15 protein-coding genes are annotated in these 16,844 nt (G+C 51.4%); 12 read left to right on the plus strand and 3 right to left on the minus strand.

The genetic code is table 11. From position 1 onward, the window contains the following. Positions 1-11 precede the first annotated feature (11 nt). The gene (gene rpoZ, locus WN56_RS08895) at positions 12-284 is read right to left on the minus strand and encodes a DNA-directed RNA polymerase subunit omega (RefSeq protein WP_046074663.1); all 273 of its coding nucleotides are present in this window, start codon (positions 282-284) and stop codon (positions 12-14) included. A gap of 114 nt (positions 285-398) precedes the next feature. Then, the gene (gene gmk, locus WN56_RS08900; protein ID WP_046074664.1) at positions 399-1,022 is read right to left on the minus strand and encodes a guanylate kinase; all 624 of its coding nucleotides are present in this window, start codon (positions 1,020-1,022) and stop codon (positions 399-401) included. 379 nt (positions 1,023-1,401) lie between these two features. Here gmk and WN56_RS08905 point away from each other — a divergent pair, with 379 nt between their 5' ends. Together WN56_RS08905 and WN56_RS08910 are read left to right on the plus strand one after the other, a co-directional pair. Then, positions 1,402-2,319: a phytanoyl-CoA dioxygenase family protein gene (locus WN56_RS08905; protein WP_046074665.1), complete on the plus strand. Its 918-nt coding sequence runs from the start codon at positions 1,402-1,404 to the stop codon at positions 2,317-2,319. A 131-nt stretch (positions 2,320-2,450) separates the two neighbouring features. Beyond that, the gene (locus WN56_RS08910) at positions 2,451-3,554 is read left to right on the plus strand and encodes a glycerophosphodiester phosphodiesterase (protein WP_231637426.1); all 1,104 of its coding nucleotides are present in this window, start codon (positions 2,451-2,453) and stop codon (positions 3,552-3,554) included. A gap of 211 nt (positions 3,555-3,765) precedes the next feature. On the opposite strand, the gene WN56_RS08915 is transcribed toward WN56_RS08910, so the two are convergent. Then, a complete protein-coding gene (locus tag WN56_RS08915) occupies positions 3,766-5,076 on the minus strand; it encodes an MATE family efflux transporter (RefSeq protein ID WP_046074666.1) in 1,311 nt (436 codons plus the stop codon). 679 nt (positions 5,077-5,755) lie between these two features. On the opposite strand from WN56_RS08915, the gene WN56_RS08920 reads away from it, so the two are divergent. The 10 genes from WN56_RS08920 (at position 5,756) to gndA (ending at position 16,778) form a co-directional block, all read left to right on the plus strand. Then, positions 5,756-6,781: an ABC transporter permease subunit gene (locus WN56_RS08920; protein ID WP_046074667.1), complete on the plus strand. Its 1,026-nt coding sequence runs from the start codon at positions 5,756-5,758 to the stop codon at positions 6,779-6,781. 1 nt (position 6,782) lies between these two features. After that, a complete protein-coding gene (locus tag WN56_RS08925) occupies positions 6,783-7,826 on the plus strand; it encodes an ABC transporter permease (RefSeq protein WP_046074668.1) in 1,044 nt (347 codons plus the stop codon). 46 nt (positions 7,827-7,872) lie between these two features. Beyond that, complete coding sequence (locus WN56_RS08930) at positions 7,873-9,699, plus strand: extracellular solute-binding protein (RefSeq protein ID WP_046074669.1); 1,827 nt, start codon at positions 7,873-7,875, stop codon at positions 9,697-9,699. Positions 9,700-9,707: 8 nt separating this feature from the next. Continuing rightward, positions 9,708-10,574: an ABC transporter ATP-binding protein gene (locus WN56_RS08935; RefSeq protein ID WP_082084440.1), complete on the plus strand. Its 867-nt coding sequence runs from the start codon at positions 9,708-9,710 to the stop codon at positions 10,572-10,574. Positions 10,575-10,589: 15 nt separating this feature from the next. Then, positions 10,590-11,477, plus strand: a complete 888-nt coding sequence (locus tag WN56_RS08940) for an ABC transporter ATP-binding protein (RefSeq protein ID WP_082084441.1) — start codon at positions 10,590-10,592, stop codon at positions 11,475-11,477. 288 nt (positions 11,478-11,765) lie between these two features. Then, positions 11,766-12,782, plus strand: coding sequence for a TRAP transporter substrate-binding protein (locus tag WN56_RS08945; RefSeq protein WP_046074670.1), 1,017 nt, complete (start codon positions 11,766-11,768; stop codon positions 12,780-12,782). Between the two features lie 62 nt (positions 12,783-12,844). Then, positions 12,845-13,402, plus strand: a complete 558-nt coding sequence (locus WN56_RS08950) for a TRAP transporter small permease subunit (RefSeq protein WP_046074671.1) — start codon at positions 12,845-12,847, stop codon at positions 13,400-13,402. Further along, complete coding sequence (locus WN56_RS08955; RefSeq protein ID WP_046074672.1) at positions 13,395-14,711, plus strand: TRAP transporter large permease subunit; 1,317 nt, start codon at positions 13,395-13,397, stop codon at positions 14,709-14,711. The genes WN56_RS08950 and WN56_RS08955 overlap by 8 nt, the downstream gene beginning before the upstream one ends. Positions 14,712-14,790: 79 nt before the next feature. Continuing rightward, complete coding sequence (locus tag WN56_RS08960) at positions 14,791-15,291, plus strand: gluconokinase (RefSeq protein ID WP_046074673.1); 501 nt, start codon at positions 14,791-14,793, stop codon at positions 15,289-15,291. Further along, on the plus strand, positions 15,288-16,778 hold the full coding sequence (gene gndA, locus WN56_RS08965) for an NADP-dependent phosphogluconate dehydrogenase (protein ID WP_046074674.1): 1,491 nt from the start codon (positions 15,288-15,290) through the stop codon (positions 16,776-16,778). Before WN56_RS08960 ends, gndA begins: the two co-directional genes overlap by 4 nt. Positions 16,779-16,844 lie beyond the last annotated feature (66 nt).

Here is a 16,844-nt window from a genome sequence, read left to right on the forward strand (position 1 = left end):
AAATGCAGCGTTTAACGTTGACCCGAAATGGTGCTTACCGCGGCCATTTCAGCGGCTTCTTGCTCTTGCTTTTCCTGACGCTCACGCGCGTCGAGGACTTCTTTGTTGATCAGTCCTTCTTCAACTTCACGCAAAGAGATCACTGTGTACTTGTCGTTTTCTTCTGCGACGAGGGCATCTTTGCCACCCGTTTGCATTTGACGGGCGCGGCGAGCCGCAACCAGAACGAGATCGAAGCGGTTACCAATTTTTTCAACGGCGTCTTGAACAGTTACGCGTGCCATGAAGGACTCCAGCTATGTCATCAATAGGTCATTCAAAATGACCGAAAAGTATACAAAAGGCCGCGACCTATTGCCAGCGTTGGCTGGGGCAATGGCCACGTCTCAATGTGGTGGTTAGTCAGCCAACAGTTCGTCGATCATTGCATGATACTTGCTGGCTTGTTTGGCTTGTGCCATCCGCTCGGCACGGATGATGGCCTTAATATCCATCAATGCGACATCAAAGTCATCATTAATAATCAGGTAATCATAATCAGCATAGTGAGAGATCTCGGAGCGTGCTTCCTGCATGCGTTGCGCAATCACTTCCTCACTGTCTTGGCCACGTGTCGTGAGGCGTCTTTCTAACTCTTCACGGCTTGGTGGCAAAATGAAAATACTCTTGCTGTTCGGCATTTGCTGACGAATTTGCTCAGCGCCTTGCCAATCGATATCGAGAAAAATATCGACACCATTATTAAGCATTTTTTCAATCCATACGCGCGAGGTGCCGTAATAATTGCCAAACACTTGCGCGTGCTCTAAGAACGCTTCCTGTGCAATCAGTGACTGAAATTCTTCCACCGAGACAAAATGATAGTGTACGCCATTTTCTTCACCCGGACGCATGGCGCGCGTTGTGTGAGAGACTGACACTTTCATGTCATAGCGAGGATTATCATTCAGCAACGCTGAAATCAGACTGGATTTACCCGCACCACTTGGGGCGGAAACAATGTAAAGCGTACCTTGGCTCATGGATTGATCACTTTCACTGGCTGATGCCCATCCGCAGTATAGCGTACACGTACAGGCGTCGATCGACGAATAGATAGTTGTTCCCCGTGGGAGGCGCGCAGGGTAGCACGAACCAATGAGGATTTGAACGGGATCGGTGTGAAAGCGATCCGCTGGATCCCTCACGAGGCATAATGACGTTGTGGTGACAAAGGTTCACTGTTCGATGCTGAGCTGATAGGGTAGCCCGCAGTTATCCAAGAAGATGCATCGCACGCGTATGGGGGTTGATTTTCGATTGGCCGCCCACACCTGTGTTGTGTTCAATTCACGCCCTTTAGGGCCTCAAACAGCGAGAAGATATCACCAAAAAACGAACGACATGAAGGAGGTGTCAATAATGGAAGGTACTCCCGATTTGTATCCCTCACGCGTCAATGGACAAGAAACGCTTTCACCACGTCTAGACCCTGTTGTGTACGGCAGTGTGCAACCAGAGGTACCGCATAGCTTAAGCCCGCACGAGCTGGATACGTTCGAGCGCCAAGGCTTTCTAGTTATGAAGGATTACATGCCGGAAATGGTGGCACCGCTTAAACGTGAAATAACCCGTTTACGCGATGATATGGCCGGCTATGAAGAGCTATATACTGAGCCGGATAGTGACGAGCTGCGCACCATTTTCAAACCTTTTGCCTACAGTGATTTGATTGATCGCTTCTCACGCGATCCGCGCATTCTCAATAAAGTGCGGCAAATTTTGGGCTCGGACGCATATTTGATGCAATCGCGAGTCAATATTAAGCCTGCGTTTAAAGGCAAGTCGTTTCCTTGGCATTCTGACTTCGAGACTTGGCACGTTGAGGATGGAATGCCACGGATGCGAGCCGTGACCGTATGGCTGATGCTAACTGACAACACCGAGCACAATGGGCCTTTGTATGTGATCCCCGGCTCACACCATCACTATGCGTCTTGTGAAGGCAACACCGGCGAAAAAAACTATCAGCAATCGCTGAAAAAACAAATGCTGGGTGTGCCCAAGCCAGAGACCATGGAGGCATTGTTAGAAGACAATGGCATTGCCTCGGTAACGGGACAAGCCGGTACCTTGGTGTTCCATGATTGTAACTTGATGCATGGTTCACCCGATAATATCGCCAACGACCCACGCTCAATTTTAATGTTTGTCTATAACAGTGTGGAGAATAAACCGGTGACGCCCTTTAGTGGGTTGTCACCGCGCCCCCACTATTTATCCAATCCCGACCAACGCCCCCTGCAGGCGGTTGAGTCACTCTGGCCGCTAGCTTCTTAGCCCGACTAACGCCCACGTTGTTGTGGGCGTTTTTATTTTTTCTCTTTAAATCAGGGTTTTGCTATGCTGTCTCGATAATTGAACAAGCGTTTAATTATCTCGCCAATTTCAACGACATTAAGGAGTTTCCGTTGAACACATCATTAAAAGCGACCTTGAGCGTGACGGCTACTGCCCTGAGTGTAGCCAGTGCCTTATCTTACCCTTCTTTTGCCCAAGCCAGTGACAGTGCGCTTAGCGAACAACTTGGCATTGCTGATCACGCCGTGATTGCCCACCGTGGTGATTCTTACAATGCACCAGAATCAACCTTGCCGGCCTACCAACTTGCGTGTGAAGTGGGGGCCGATTATCTCGAGCTTGATCTGCAACGCACTAAAGACGGCAAACTGATTGCGGTGCATGACGACAACCTTAAGCGCAACACTAATATTGAGACAGTTTATCCTGAGCGTGCCGACGACCCAGTCAATACCTTTACTTGGGCAGAGCTGGAAAAGCTGGATGCGGGCAGCTGGTTTAATCAGTCATACCCAGAGCGTGCGCGTGAGAGCTTCCGCGGATTGAAGTTAGTGACACTGGATCAGGTACGTGAAATCGCTGAAGACTGTGCCCATCAGCCCGGGCTTTATATCGAAACCAAGGTGCCGGAGTTCTTCCCAGGGATTGAGCAGGATTTGAAGCAAGACTTGACCGAGCATGGTTGGTTAGATGATGACGCCAAAGGCAAAGTAATCCTGCAGACTTTTAATAAATCGAGCCTTGAAGCATTGCAAGATGTGATGCCAAACGTGCCAAAAATCTTGCTGCTATGGGCAGGCGATGGCTACATTCCGACCAAAGACAGCGCGCCGAAAGCGGATGATGAGTCCTACGCTCAGTACTATGCGCGCCAAGAAGTGGCCTCGAAAGCCGGCTACGCAGAGTGGTTGGATTATGCCAAGGAGCACGGTGCCATCGGTGTAGGCCCGTCGGGCACGCAAGCCAACTTCGATGATGCCTGGTCAAGCCAATTTAGCTATATGGACCTAGCGAAGACCTGGATGGTGGACATGAGCCATGAAAAAGGCTTATTGATGCACATGTACACCTTGGACGATCGCGAAGATTTGATTCGTTACCGTGAGCGTGGCGTGGATGGCTTCTTTACCAACCGTCCTAACGTGGCGGTTAAAGCCCTAACCGACAGCGACGGTAAAGACATTGAAGCGACCTTAACGCAACTGGGTTATTAACCCCGCGCGTTAACCGTTTTTATCCTTTGAGCCCGCCTTATATTTGGTGGGCTTTTTAGTTGGGGGCGAACGCTGGAGGGTTTGATGATCGGCTTATTTCGCTAAGCAGACCCTCCGCGCCATGGATGGCGCGGCGGAGCCTCCAGGGAAGGATTGACGGCGTGTCTGTGTGCGAACTGAGCCGATGCCCCAAGGTTGACGTTTTGGCTCTCTATTCGCGCGCCATCAGTTTGGCTAGCGTACGTCGGTACATTGCATAAGCCACGGCGCCTGCGAGTAGGTTACCGATTAAGGCACCGGCAAACAGGCCAAACAGCTCGCCAATTTGTGCGCCTAGCCAGAGGCAGGGCAGGAAAAACGCAAATAGGCGGAGCGCAGAAATGGTTAGGGCGGTGTATGAGCGACCTAATGCATTGGTAATCGACACCATCAACATACACACCCCCAGAGCGCCAAGACTAAATGGCACTAGCGTGAGGTGGGTGTACAAGATATCGGTGACTTGTTGATCGCTGGTCATCAAGTCTGCCAAGGGAGCGGCGGCAAGCCAGGTGACCAGTGCTATCAGCAATTGAAAGCCGAGAATAAACTGACAGGCTAACTTGACCAGATGCCGCACTTCGGTCAGATCGCCTTTACCCAGCAAACGACCCACCATAGGGGGCATCGACATGGTCAGCGCCAGCACCGAGACAATGGCGAAAAACTCAAAGCGTGAACCCAGCGCCCAGGCGGCCACTGCCGCTGAGCCAAAGCTGGCGAGCAGCTTGGTGGCCAGCATAGATGACACCGGCGGCAGCAGTTGGCTTATCATTGCCGGCCCCATAATATGCCCAATCGAACCCACACTGTGTTTGATGTCTAAGTCTTGCCAGTCAAACGAAACCCAACCTTTACCAAACACGCGGGGCGCGACAATGGCGATGCCTGAGCCAAACGCAATTAAGGTGGCGACGGCCGCGCCATTAATGCCCCAATCGAGCCAAAAGATAAACACCGGATCGAGCGCGAGGTTTAATAAGCTGGTCACCACCATCATGGAGCCGGGCAACATGGTGTTTCCATTGGCGCGTGCTAGGCTATAAAAGAAGTAGAGTACCGCGCCTGTCCAGGCACTGACTAACCAAATTTGCCAATAGCTATCAATTACCGGAAACACATTATCCGGTGCATCCAGCAGCTGCAAGATGGGGTGGCGTAATGCATAAAGTAAACCGGCGAACAAGGCGACCCCTGTGGTGCCGATAAATAAAATTAAACCGCCGAGTTGTTTGGCGTAACGGCACTGATCGGCCCCGAGCGCGCGCGAGATCACCGCCGTGGTCGCAATCCCGAGTCCGACTTGAATGCCGATAATGATCATCTGAATCGGCAAGGTGAAGCCTTGCGCGGCGAGGGGCAACACGCCCAGCTGACCAATGAAAGCACTGTCAACGAGCTGAAAACTCATCAGTGACAGTACGCCAAACAGCATGGGTAGGGTGGTCGAGAACAAGCGCTTTGCGCGAGAAGCAGACTCCATCAGGCACTCTTTGCTTAATTGGATGAAAAAAAGCCGAGCAGGAAGAGGCTCGGCATCACTCAACCAATTGTAGAGGATTGCTAAAAATTACCAACCCCTAATAAATACGGTTATTCAGTGTCAGAGAGCCTGACCCTAGCGATGCGATGGACGTTCAGGGAGCGACTGCACACAATCATTGGGGTTAGTGATTCATGCTGGTAGCCCTAGTTTATAGTGAAACAAGTCACTATCACTGTTGCACTGATCCTGATGAATGAATATGAGATTGAGGGTGGAGCGGGAGGATGGTTGTCTGTTTATCAAGGCAGGCACTGTGGTGGGTTATCGGTGCGTGCAATCACGAGAAGATACAAGGTTTCGGTGAAATGTCATTTTTATTGCATTTTAAACCAAACCTTTTTAACTATTGATTGAAATATTTATTGCTTTTAGCGATAAGCAAGCTAGCACAACACAGTAATTAGTGCCGGAATAACGTCATTGTTTTGTCGAAAAAAAATGACTTTTGACAGCGTGTTATCGTTGATCGTGACCAAAATTCAAGATAAATATAGACCACTTTATATAAGTGTGTAATACGTATTGTTGCTTTCAGTGCTTAGGATGGCCAAGAGAACGCAACGGCAGGCGCAGTGCTCTGCAAAAATATCAGACAGTGGACAGGGAGTAGTGGACTATGCTGTCGTACTTTTTACGCCGGTTACTGTTGGTGATCCCGACGTTTCTCGGCATTACCATTTTGATTTTCGGTATCACCCGCCTAGTACCAGGTGGGCCGGTTGAACGGATGATGACGCAAATGCAGGCTCAAGCCGATGGTGGCTCGAGCTTGCAGCGTGCTGGCGATAGCTCAGCGTTATCAGACGATCAGATTGCCGAACTCAAGGCATTTTACGGCCTCGATAAACCCGTGCTCGAGGCCTACGTGGATTGGCTCGGCAAACTGGCCAATTTGGACTTGGGCGAGTCGACCCGCTACTACGAGCCGGTCACCGACATGATTGCCGAGCGTCTGCCCGTCTCTTTGTTTTATGGCGGGATGACCTTCTTCATCAGTTATTTCATTTCTCTTCCGCTTGGTTATTACAAAGCCCTCAAACACGGCTCGGTGTTTGATTCGTCCTCCTCTGTACTGATATTTATTGGTTTTGCCTTACCCGGCTATGTGGTGGGGGTATTGCTGATCACCTTATTTAGCTATCACCTCGAATGGTTTCCGATGGGGGGCTTTGTGGGGGACGCTTACTACGATGCCACCAGTTTTTGGGAGCGCGCCAAAGATGTGATGTGGCATGCGGTGCTGCCGCTGATTTGTTATCTGATTGGTGACTTTGCCACTCTGACCATGACGATGAAAAACAATCTGATGGAAAACTTGTCGGCGGACTATATCCGTACTGCTATCGCCAAAGGGTTACCGTTCCGCTCGGCGGTGCGCAAACACGCGCTGCGCAACAGCTTAATTCCGATAGCCAGCCATTTTGGCAACTCCTTGTTGTTCTTTATGACTGGTGCGTTTTTGATTGAAGTGATTTTCAACATCAACGGCATTGGCTTACTTGGCTATGAGTCGATTATGGAGCGCGATTATCCGGTGGTAATGGGCATTGTCGCCATCAATGCGCTTTTACTGCTGGCCGGCAACATTATCTCCGATATCTGTGTTGCCTTGGTTGACCCTCGCGTGAAGTTTGGATCTTGATATGTTGACGTTTAGCCCTTTAACTCAAAAGAAAATCCGCAGTTTTAAGCAAATTAAACGCGGTTACTGGTCGTTTATCATCTTGACCACCATGCTGGTGTTGTCGCTGTTTGCCGAGCTTTTTATCAACAGTAAAGCGTTAATGGTCAAATACGACGGCGAGTATTATTTCCCGGTATTGAGTGATGTGTACTTGGCGAGCGATTTTGGGCAGGTAGGAACCAGTGAGGCCAACTATCGTCAGCTCGCGAAAGCCTTTGCCGCGCAAGGCGGTGACAATTATGTGGTGATGCCCCTAGTGCCGTGGAACCCGCTTGAGCAAGACTTTAGCGGTGACTTCCCGCCGACAGCGCCCAGCGCTGAGCATCAGCATTACCTTGGCACTGATGAGATTGGTCGCGACATCCTCGCCCGCTTGGTGTACGGCTTTCGTATCGCCATGGGCTTTGCGTTGCTCACCATGGCCGCTTCCTATGCGATTGGCACGGCTGTCGGCTGTGCGATGGGCTTTTGGGGCGGCAAGTTTGACCTCTTCTTCCAACGCTTTATCGAAATCTGGTCGATGGTGCCTTTTTTGTACGTGATCATGATTTTGGTCTCGATTCTCCAGCCCACGTTTGCTCTGTTTGTGGGGATTAACGTGTTGTTTGGCTGGATGGCGATTACTTGGTATATGCGCACCATGACCTATAAAGAGTCAGCGCGTGATTATGTGATGGCCGCGCGTGCACTCGGTGCCTCGACCAGCCGGATCTTATTCCGTCATATTTTGCCCAATACCATGGTGATGATTGTGACTTTGGCGCCCTTTACCATCGCACTCAATATTACCGCGCTAACGGCGCTGGATTATCTCGGCCTAGGACTGATGCCGCCGACGCCAAGTTGGGGCGAGCTGTTGCAGCAAGGCAAATCAAATTTGGACGCGCCATGGATTGTTGCGTCCGTGGTGACCTCACTGGTGGTGGTATTGGTGATGGTGACCTTCATTGGTGAAGCGGTGCGCGCCGCGTTCGACCCGAAAAAATTCACCCGTTACGACTAACGTTAAACACAATGTGCAATGTTTGAATCACGATAAGGAAATCACGATGAAAAAACTGATCCTTGCGACCTCAATCTCAATGTTTAGCCTGACTGGCTGGGCGGCGGATTTGCCTGAAAACCTCAATTGGCAAACCAACTGGGATGCGCCTAAAATCGGCTCTCCCGACGCCAAGCGCGGCGGCGTTCTGCGCTCACACTTAAGCTCCTTTCCCCAGACGCTGCGCACGGTAGGCCCAGACTCCAACGCAGGCCTGCGCAGCTATTTTCTCGATGAAATGCCCTCATTGGTAAAGCGCCACCCTGACACGCTGGAATGGATCCCGGATTTGGCCAACGAGTGGGCCTATGGCGACGACCATAAAACCATCTACTTTAAACTGAACCCAGAGGCGACCTGGTCGGATGGCGAGCCCGTCACCGCTGATGATTTTGTCTTTATGATGCAGTTCTACCGCTCGAAAGACATTGTTGCCCCTTGGTACAACGACTACTACACCAACACCATTGGTGGGGTAGAGAAAATTGACCAACACACCATTGCGATCTCGACCGCGATAGAGAAAAGTGACGAAGATCTGATGTATACCTTGGGTAGTTTGGTCCCACGTCCCGCGCATTTTTACGCCAATCCGCGTAAAGATGAAAACCAAGACGGCATTGCCGACGACTTTGTGCGCCGTTATAACTTCAAAGCGACGCCCACCCTGGGTCCGTACGAATTAGCGCGGGTGCAAAAAGGCCGCAGCGTCACCTTTGAGCATGTCGATGACTGGTGGGGCTACACCAACCCCTATTATCAGCACCGCTATAACGTCGACAAAATTCGCCTGCGTGTGATCCGGGATAACGACATCGCCATGAAGCACTTTGAGAAAGGCAACTTGGATGTGTTCGACTTGCTCTTACCGGATGTGTGGCACGACAAAACCCAATCTGAACCTTATAAAAAAGGCTATATCACCAAATTCTGGGGCCACAACGAATTACCGGTTGGCGCGGGTGGGTTATGGATGAATACCGCCATGCCGCTACTCGATGATATCAATGTGCGCAAAGGCATCATCTATGCCACCGACTTTGATGGCATGATTGAAAACATTACCCGTGGTGACTACTCACGCAAGCCACATGCAATGGGGCATGGTCATGGTGAGTACGACAACGATGGTGCGACACCGCCAGCGTTTGATCCTAAAAAAGCGATCAGCTATTTCGAAAAAGCTGGCTTTGACCAAGTGGGCCCCGATGGCATTCGTATTAACGACAAAGGCGAGCGTTTAAGCTTTGCCATCACTTATGGGTACCAACACCACACCCCACGGATCGCTTACTTGAAAGAGCAAGCGAAAAAAGCAGGGTTGGACTTTACCATTCACCTGGTTGATGGCTCATCGGCGTTTAAATACATACTGGAGAAAAAGCATCAGCTGGCGTTTCTCAATATGGGCACCTCAGAAATCCCGGCCTATTGGGAATACTTCCACTCGGATAACGCTAATAAAAAGCAAACCAACAACCACACCAATTACAGCTCCCCGGCGTTGGATAAGCTGATCATGGCGTACAAAACCGAGTTCGACATGGCGAAGAAATACCAGCTGTCGCACCAGATCCGCGCTAAGATCTCAGAAGCCAGTGTGATTGTACCTGGGTACATGGTGCCGTATGTGCGTCAAGGTTTTTGGCGTTATGTACAAATCCCAGACAACGCAATGACCAAGCGCACCGAAAAAATGGTCACCAGTGGCCGCGTGATGGGCTTTGGTACCTTCTGGATTGATGAAGAGATGAAAGACGCCACCGAAGAGGCGATGGATGACGATAAAGCCTTTGAGCCGGTGACCATCATTGATGACAGATACAAGCTGTAGGGGCGATTATGACGCAGGATGTCATTCTTTCGGTTAAGGATTTGACCGTTAATTTTACCACTGACGACGGCCCCCGTGAGGTACTTCACGGGGTAAGCTTTGACGTAAAAGCCGGGCGCACGCTCGGCTTGGTGGGCGAGTCGGGCAGTGGCAAAAGTGTCACAGCGATGTCAATCATGGGTCTGCTTCCTAAACCCTACGGCCAGGTGACGGGCGGCGAAATCTTGTACCGCGGGACCGACTTGGTGACCTTGCCCGCCAAAGAGCGCTATGCGATGCGTGGCAATCGGATCTCGATTATCTTTCAAGACCCGATGACGGCACTGAACCCGGTGCATACCGTGGGACGGCAAATCAATGAAGTTTTGATGCTACACCGCCCAGAGCTGGATAAAAAAGCCCGTGCGGCGTGTGCGCTCGATATGCTGGCCAAGGTGAAAATCCCGATGCCAGAAAAGCGACTGAACGAGTACCCGCATAACCTATCCGGTGGGATGCGTCAGCGGGTAATGATCGCCATGGCACTGGCCTGCAAACCCGATATCTTGATTTGTGATGAGCCAACCACTGCCTTGGATGTGACGGTGCAGGCCTCGATTTTGGACTTGATTAACGAGCTGCAAGAAGAAACCGGCATGGCGGTGATTTTTATCACTCACGATCTGGGGGTAGTCGCCGAGGTGTGTGACGATGTGGCGGTGATGTACGATGGCCAAATTCGTGAACGGGCAGATATTTTCACCCTCTTTGATCACCCATCCCATCCGTATACCAAGCGTTTATTGGGATTAATGCCGGGGCGTCACCATCAACCCAAACAGATGATTGATATTCGCCCGTTGGAAGCGTTTGATGCCGCGCCATCATCCCCGTAGTTGCAGGAGAACGCGATGAGCAAGGAAGTCCTCAGAGTAGAAAACCTGAAGCAGTATTTTGTCTCGGGCAAAGGCCTGCTTCGTCAAGGCTACACCATTAAAGCCGTCGATGGCGTATCGCTCTCGGTGTCACAAGGTGAAACCCTCGGGCTGGTGGGTGAGTCGGGGTGTGGCAAAAGCACCCTTGGCCGTACCATGCTTAAGCTGTTTGAGCCTACCGAAGGGAAAATTTTCTTTGAAGGTAAAGACATCACGCATTTATCGCCACGTCAGATGCGGCCACTGCGTAAAGACATGCAGATTGTCTTTCAAGATCCGCTCGAGTCGCTAAACCAGCGTCACACCATCGGCGGGATCTTAGAAGAGCCCTTTATTATTCACAATATAGGCACCGCGAAAGAGCGCCGCCAATGGGTACTTGAGCTGCTAGATAAAGTCGGCTTGCCCCACGATGCGGTCAACCGCTACCCGCATGAGTTTTCGGGCGGTCAGCGCCAGCGGATTGGTATTGCGCGGGCGATTGCCCTTAAACCGAAACTGCTTATTTGTGATGAATCCGTCTCCGCCTTGGATGTATCGGTGCAGGCCCAGATTCTTAACCTGTTGCTGAAACTCCAGCAAGAGATGAACTTGGCGATGATTTTTATCTCCCACGACTTATCGGTGGTTCGTCATATCTCCGATAAGGTGGCAGTGATGTACTTTGGTCATGTGGTGGAAGAGGGTCCGACCGAAACCGTCTATCATCAGCCGCAGCATGAGTACACGCAAAAGTTACTCTCTGCCATTCCGATCACCCACCCTAAATACCGCAAGCACAAGCGCCGCGCTGAGCAGCCGGCCGCTGACGCGGACGCAAGGGATGAGGCGGTGGACGAAAAAAAGCCTGAAACCACCCGCTAGTTCTGTTTCCCCACCCTGTTTCAGGGTGGGCATCGGCTCATGCTTGCGCTTTTGTCGAGGATGCTAGCCCGATAACCGCCAATGTGGTGTGTCTCACACTTCTTCCTCTTTGCTTTATCCTTGTGACAAATTAATCAATAACTGTGAGTGCGATCTCTGTTCATGCATCAGTGTTACCGGTAACTTTACGGCGTAGAAGGTTGGTAACATAACAATTACATCCAGCGTTTCGACCACTCGCATTCCAGCTTGATGGAATAAATGGAAATAAAACAAGGACATCCTACTATGAAAGCAATAACGAAAACCCTGCTCGCTGCCTCTATCTCTGGCTTGTTCTCTGTGTCAGCGATGGCGGCGGATTTTAATCTGAAAATCCAATCCTCTGATCCCTCAGGTGATCTCAACTTTAAGGTTCAGCAGCGCTGGGCGGATCGTGTTGAGACCATGTCTGATGGCCAAATCAATATCGATTTATTGCCTGTCGGCTCTGTGGTGAAACACACCGAGACCCTTGGGGCGATAAAAATGGGGATCCTGGACGGCCATGTCACCGCCACGGGCTACTTTTCGGGCAAAGATCCGGCCTTTGGCTTGATTGGTAATATGGTCGGTGCCTGGTCCGATACCACCCAGCTGCTGCAATACATGAATTACGGTGGCGGGAATGAGCTGATGACTGAGCTTTACGCTCCGTACGGCGTGCAGTTTGTAGGCGCATCGACCACAGGCGTTGAGTCGTTTATTTCCAAAAAACCGATTGATGGCGTGGCTGATCTGAAAGGGCTCAAACTGCGTGCCCCGGAAGGCTTGGTGCAGCAAGTGTTTGCCGCCGCTGGCGCCACACCGGTTAACTTGCCGGGCTCGGAAGTCTTTACCGGTCTGAGTAAAGGGGTGATTGATGCGGCCGATTACACCGTGTTTTCCACCAACCAAAAAGCGGGCATGAATGATATTGCACCGCACCCAGTGCAACCAGGCTTCCACTCGCTGCCACTGATTGATATCTCTATTGCGCAGAAAAAATGGGACAAGATGCCGGAAGACTTGCAGACCATTTTGAAAACCTCTGTTCGTGACTTTTCTTACGACATGACCACCCAACTGAAAATGGCAGATATGGCAGCTGTGAAAGAGGCCAAAGCCAACCCAGAGATCACTATCCACGATTGGTCTGACGAAGAGCGCAAGAAGTTTCGTGAAATTGCCAAAACCCAATGGAAAGTGTTTGCCGAGCGCTCACCGAATGCACAAAAAGTGTATGACTCAGTGACCGAGTTCTTAGAAACCAATGGCTTGTTGTAAGCATTCATCCTTGTCTTGTCAGTGATAGGAGGGCATCGCCCTCCTGATTGTGGACCTATTTTATGACTGAACAAACACCTCATACCCCGCCCGAGACCGACGAGCACCCAAGAAACGTACTCGATAGAGCGATCATTAAGGTGAGCCACCTATTAAGTTGGTTGTTTATCGCCACCGTCTTTATCTCTTTTTATGAAGTGGTGATGCGCTACCTGTTTGATTCGCCCACCACCTGGGTGCATGAAACGGCCTCATTTATCGGCGGCTCCTTGTTCATTATCGGTGGTATTTATGCCTTTGCGGCCAATCGCCATGTGCGTGTGGTCTTAGTTTACGACGCGGTGTCGTCACAAACGCGCAAATACCTCAACCTGGTTCATCACCTCGTAGGGCTCGCGTTTGCCAGTATGCTGGCTTATTCATCCTACTCGCTTGCCAAGGAAGCCTGGTTTGCACCTTGGGGCGAATTACGGCTTGAGACCTCGGGGTCTGTGCTTAATGCTCCCTATCCGGCGCTGCTTAAAGGGCTGATTTTTATCGCGCTGTGTATTCTCGTGATCCAGTTTGTATTGCATCTCATCCAAGAGCTGATGGGACTGAGGAACAAAGACGATGTTTGATTTATCTTCGATTGGACTGGCATGGGGAAGCCTGCTCATGCTGGTGATGCTGATTGGACTGCTGCTCACTGGGATGCAATTGGCGTTTGTGTCTGGGTTTGTGGCGATCTTTTTTACCCTCTTTTGGTTTGGCCCCGAGGCGATGCCATTAATTGCCAGCCGTACCTACAGTTTTGCCTCTGGTTACGTCTTTTTAGCCGTGCCGATGTTCGTGTTGATGGCAGCACTGCTTGACCGTTCAGGCATTGCCAAAGATCTTTTCGATGCCATGAAGTCCCTAGGGCGCAAGGTGAGAGGCGGGGTCGCGGTACAAACCATTTTAGTCGCGGTGTTGCTGGCTTCTATGTCTGGCGTGATTGGCGGTGAAACCGTGTTATTGGGGATCTTGGCGTTACCGCAAATGCTCCGCCTTGGTTATGATCGCAAACTGGCGATCGGGACCACCTGTGCCGGGGGCGCGCTCGGGACCATGCTGCCGCCCAGTATCGTACTGATTATTTACGGCATGACCGCCAGTGTATCGATTGGCGATTTGTTCAAGGCATCCTTTCTCCCCGCCTTTATTCTCGCCGCTTGTTACATCGCTTACGTGTTGATTCGTTGTAAGTTAAACCCGTCACTGGCGCCGATCCCAAGTGACAGCGGCGAAGACGACGAGCCGCAAGTGAGCTACTTTAAAGCGCTGTTTTTCCCACTTTTCTCGGTAGCGGTGGTGCTTGGCAGTATTTACACCGGGGTGGCCTCGGTCACTGAAGCCTCGGCGCTTGGCGTGGTGGGGATCATGCTGTCTGCGATTGTCCGTGGTGAGATGAATCTTTCGATGCTCAAAGAGAGCGCGATTGCCACCATGCGCACTTGCGGGATGATCATGTGGATTGGCATTGGTGCCAGCGCCCTGGTGGGAATCTACAACCTGATGGGCGGGATTGATTTTGTTGAACAAGTGATCCTGAGCCTAAGTGGCGGCAGTGCGATAGGTACCTTGCTTATCATGATGGTGATCTTACTCGTCTTAGGGATGTTTCTAGACTGGGTCGGGGTGGCGCTGTTAACCATGCCGATCTTTGTGCCCATCATCACCGGGCTTGGTTTTGACCCCATTTGGTTCGGGGTGGTGTTCTGCCTCAACATGCAGGTGTCGTTCCTTTCGCCACCATTTGGACCCGCTGCCTTCTATCTTAAATCGGTCGCCCCGAAAGACATTAGTCTTGGTGAGATTTTTACCTCACTCCTGCCTTTTATCGCTCTGCAAGTGTTCGTGCTGTCATTGGTGATTATCTTCCCTGAGTTGGCAATGTGGTGGCAATGATCATGGTATTAAAACAGCAATATCGAGTTCTCAAGATGTTATCGCTGGCGTGTGGCCTGGCTAAGGGTTGTGGTGTGTAATGAAAGTAAAAAAACTATTAATCATGGGGGTTTCAGGGTGCGGCAAAAGCCTGATTGGCAGTGAAATTGCCCGTGCACTCGACCTGCCTTTTTATGACGGTGACGATTATCATCCCGCTGACAATGTAGAAAAAATGCGGCAAGGGATCCCACTGACTGATGCTGACCGTAGTGGCTGGTTGCGCACCTTGAACCGTCTGTACACCGACAACGAAGCGGCGGTGATTGCCTGCTCAGCATTAAAACCGGAGTACCGTGACGTTCTGCGACAAAACAACCCAGAGTTAGTGATTGTCTACCTGCAAGGGGATTACGCCACGATTTGGTCACGGCTACAAAAACGGGCTAACCACTATTTTCATGGTGAAGCCATGCTGCGTAGCCAATTTGACGCCTTGGTTGAGCCCAGCGCCGAAGAGGCCTTGTTTGTCGATATCTCTTACCCCGTCGACACCGTGGTCGCGCACGCGTTGCAACAAATAAAGGAGATGGAGTCATGATGCCATCACAGATAAGTCTGATTGGATTAGGTGTGATGGGGAAAAGCCTGGCTTTAAACCTTGTCGATCATGGCTTTAATGTCGCAGGCTTTGATATTGATCCGCATCACCGGCAAGCGGCGCGCGAGGCCGCGTTACCCCTGAATCAGGCGTCGGGAAAAGGCCAGCTAACGGTGGTCGATTCGCTATCTCAGCTGCTGGCCTGTTTGCAAACGCCGCGTGTTATCGCCTTGTCGGTGCCCGCCGGCGAAGTTGTTGATCGGGTGATCGATGAGTTGTTGGCGGCGGGCCTGGCACCTGACGATATTGTTATCGATACCGGCAACAGCCTGTGGACAGATAGTGAGCGGCGCGCCCGCGACTACCAAGGGCAGTTGCGCTTTTTTAACACCGCCATCTCCGGTGGGGAAGTGGGCGCGCGTACCGGCCCCTCGCTGATGGCCAGTGGCGATGCGTCAGCGTGGGCGCAGGTTAAACCCATGTGGTTGGCGATTGCGGCAAAAGTGGATCACACCGGTCAGCCTGTGGGCCAGTTTGAGCAGGGGGAGCCGTGTGCCGCTTATTTAGGCGGGGCGGGTGTGGGTCATTATGTCAAGATGGTACATAACGGCATTGAATATGCGGACATGCAGTTAATTGCGGAAGCGTATCATTTTATGTCGCAAGCACTAGGACTGTCGGCGGTAGAAATTGGCCAATGTTTTGCTCGTTGGAACCAAGGGCCGCTCAATAGCTACTTGATGGCAATCAGCGCCGAGATCTTACAAACCCCAGACCCTATCACAGGTAAGCCGTTCGTCGAGGTGGTGCTGGATAAAGCCGGTCAAAAGGGAACAGGCATGTGGACGGCAGTGAATGCGCTGCAAACTGGTGTCGCGGCCCCGACCATTGCCCAGGCGGTGTTTGCACGCGCCCAAAGTGGTTTAAAAGCGGTGCGAGTCGCGGCAGCGAAAACCCGTACCAACTCAGCGGCTGTTGCGTATGATGATATTGATACGCAGCTTGAAAACCTACACGACGCCCTGTATTGCGCCAAATTGTCGGTGTATGCCCAAGGGTTTGATCTGATCAACACCACCGCCCAGCAACAAGGTTGGACACTGGATTTTGCGCAAATTGCCAAGATTTGGCGGGCAGGGTGCATTATCCGCGCACAATGTTTAAGCGAGATTGCCAGCGCGTATCAACAGACGCCAGATGTCGCTAACTTGCTTCTCGTCGCGCCCTTTGCCGAGGCGGTGAGCCGCCAAGCTTCCGGCTGGCGTGCGACCGCTGCCAGTGCCGCGCAAGCGGCGGTGCCTATTCCCGCGATGGCGGCGTCATTGAGTTACTTTGATGCTCTTTATAGCGAGGTGTTACCCGCTAACTTGCTTCAGGCTCAGCGCGACTATTTTGGCGCTCATGGTTATGCACGTGTGGATGACGATGAGTCACGCCAGTACCATTTGACCTGGAGTGAGCAGCCAAAGCGCCAACAAACACGATAATAAAAGGCGCGCTGTGATGGGCGCGCCTTTTTGTTACACGTAACAACAAAAAGGGCCAAAGAGTGG

Origin of the sequence: Salinivibrio sp. KP-1 (assembly GCF_000968645.1) — a bacterium.
Classification (GTDB): domain Bacteria; phylum Pseudomonadota; class Gammaproteobacteria; order Enterobacterales; family Vibrionaceae; genus Salinivibrio; species Salinivibrio siamensis.

Excerpts from the sequence above, each read along its gene's own strand:
- rpoZ (WP_046074663.1), bottom strand. The coding sequence starts at position 284 with ATGGCACGCGTAACTGTTCAAGACGCCGTTGAAAAAATTGGTAACCGC.
- gmk (WP_046074664.1), bottom strand. The coding sequence starts at position 1,022 with ATGAGCCAAGGTACGCTTTACATTGTTTCCGCCCCAAGTGGTGCGGGT.
- WN56_RS08905 (WP_046074665.1), top strand. The coding sequence starts at position 1,402 with ATGGAAGGTACTCCCGATTTGTATCCCTCACGCGTCAATGGACAAGAA.
- WN56_RS08915 (WP_046074666.1), bottom strand. The coding sequence starts at position 5,076 with ATGGAGTCTGCTTCTCGCGCAAAGCGCTTGTTCTCGACCACCCTACCC.
- WN56_RS08920 (WP_046074667.1), top strand. The coding sequence starts at position 5,756 with ATGCTGTCGTACTTTTTACGCCGGTTACTGTTGGTGATCCCGACGTTT.
- WN56_RS08925 (WP_046074668.1), top strand. The coding sequence starts at position 6,783 with ATGTTGACGTTTAGCCCTTTAACTCAAAAGAAAATCCGCAGTTTTAAG.
- WN56_RS08930 (WP_046074669.1), top strand. The coding sequence starts at position 7,873 with ATGAAAAAACTGATCCTTGCGACCTCAATCTCAATGTTTAGCCTGACT.
- WN56_RS08935 (WP_082084440.1), top strand. The coding sequence starts at position 9,708 with ATGACGCAGGATGTCATTCTTTCGGTTAAGGATTTGACCGTTAATTTT.
- WN56_RS08940 (WP_082084441.1), top strand. The coding sequence starts at position 10,590 with ATGAGCAAGGAAGTCCTCAGAGTAGAAAACCTGAAGCAGTATTTTGTC.
- WN56_RS08945 (WP_046074670.1), top strand. The coding sequence starts at position 11,766 with ATGAAAGCAATAACGAAAACCCTGCTCGCTGCCTCTATCTCTGGCTTG.
- WN56_RS08950 (WP_046074671.1), top strand. The coding sequence starts at position 12,845 with ATGACTGAACAAACACCTCATACCCCGCCCGAGACCGACGAGCACCCA.
- WN56_RS08955 (WP_046074672.1), top strand. The coding sequence starts at position 13,395 with ATGTTTGATTTATCTTCGATTGGACTGGCATGGGGAAGCCTGCTCATG.
- WN56_RS08960 (WP_046074673.1), top strand. The coding sequence starts at position 14,791 with ATGAAAGTAAAAAAACTATTAATCATGGGGGTTTCAGGGTGCGGCAAA.
- gndA (WP_046074674.1), top strand. The coding sequence starts at position 15,288 with ATGATGCCATCACAGATAAGTCTGATTGGATTAGGTGTGATGGGGAAA.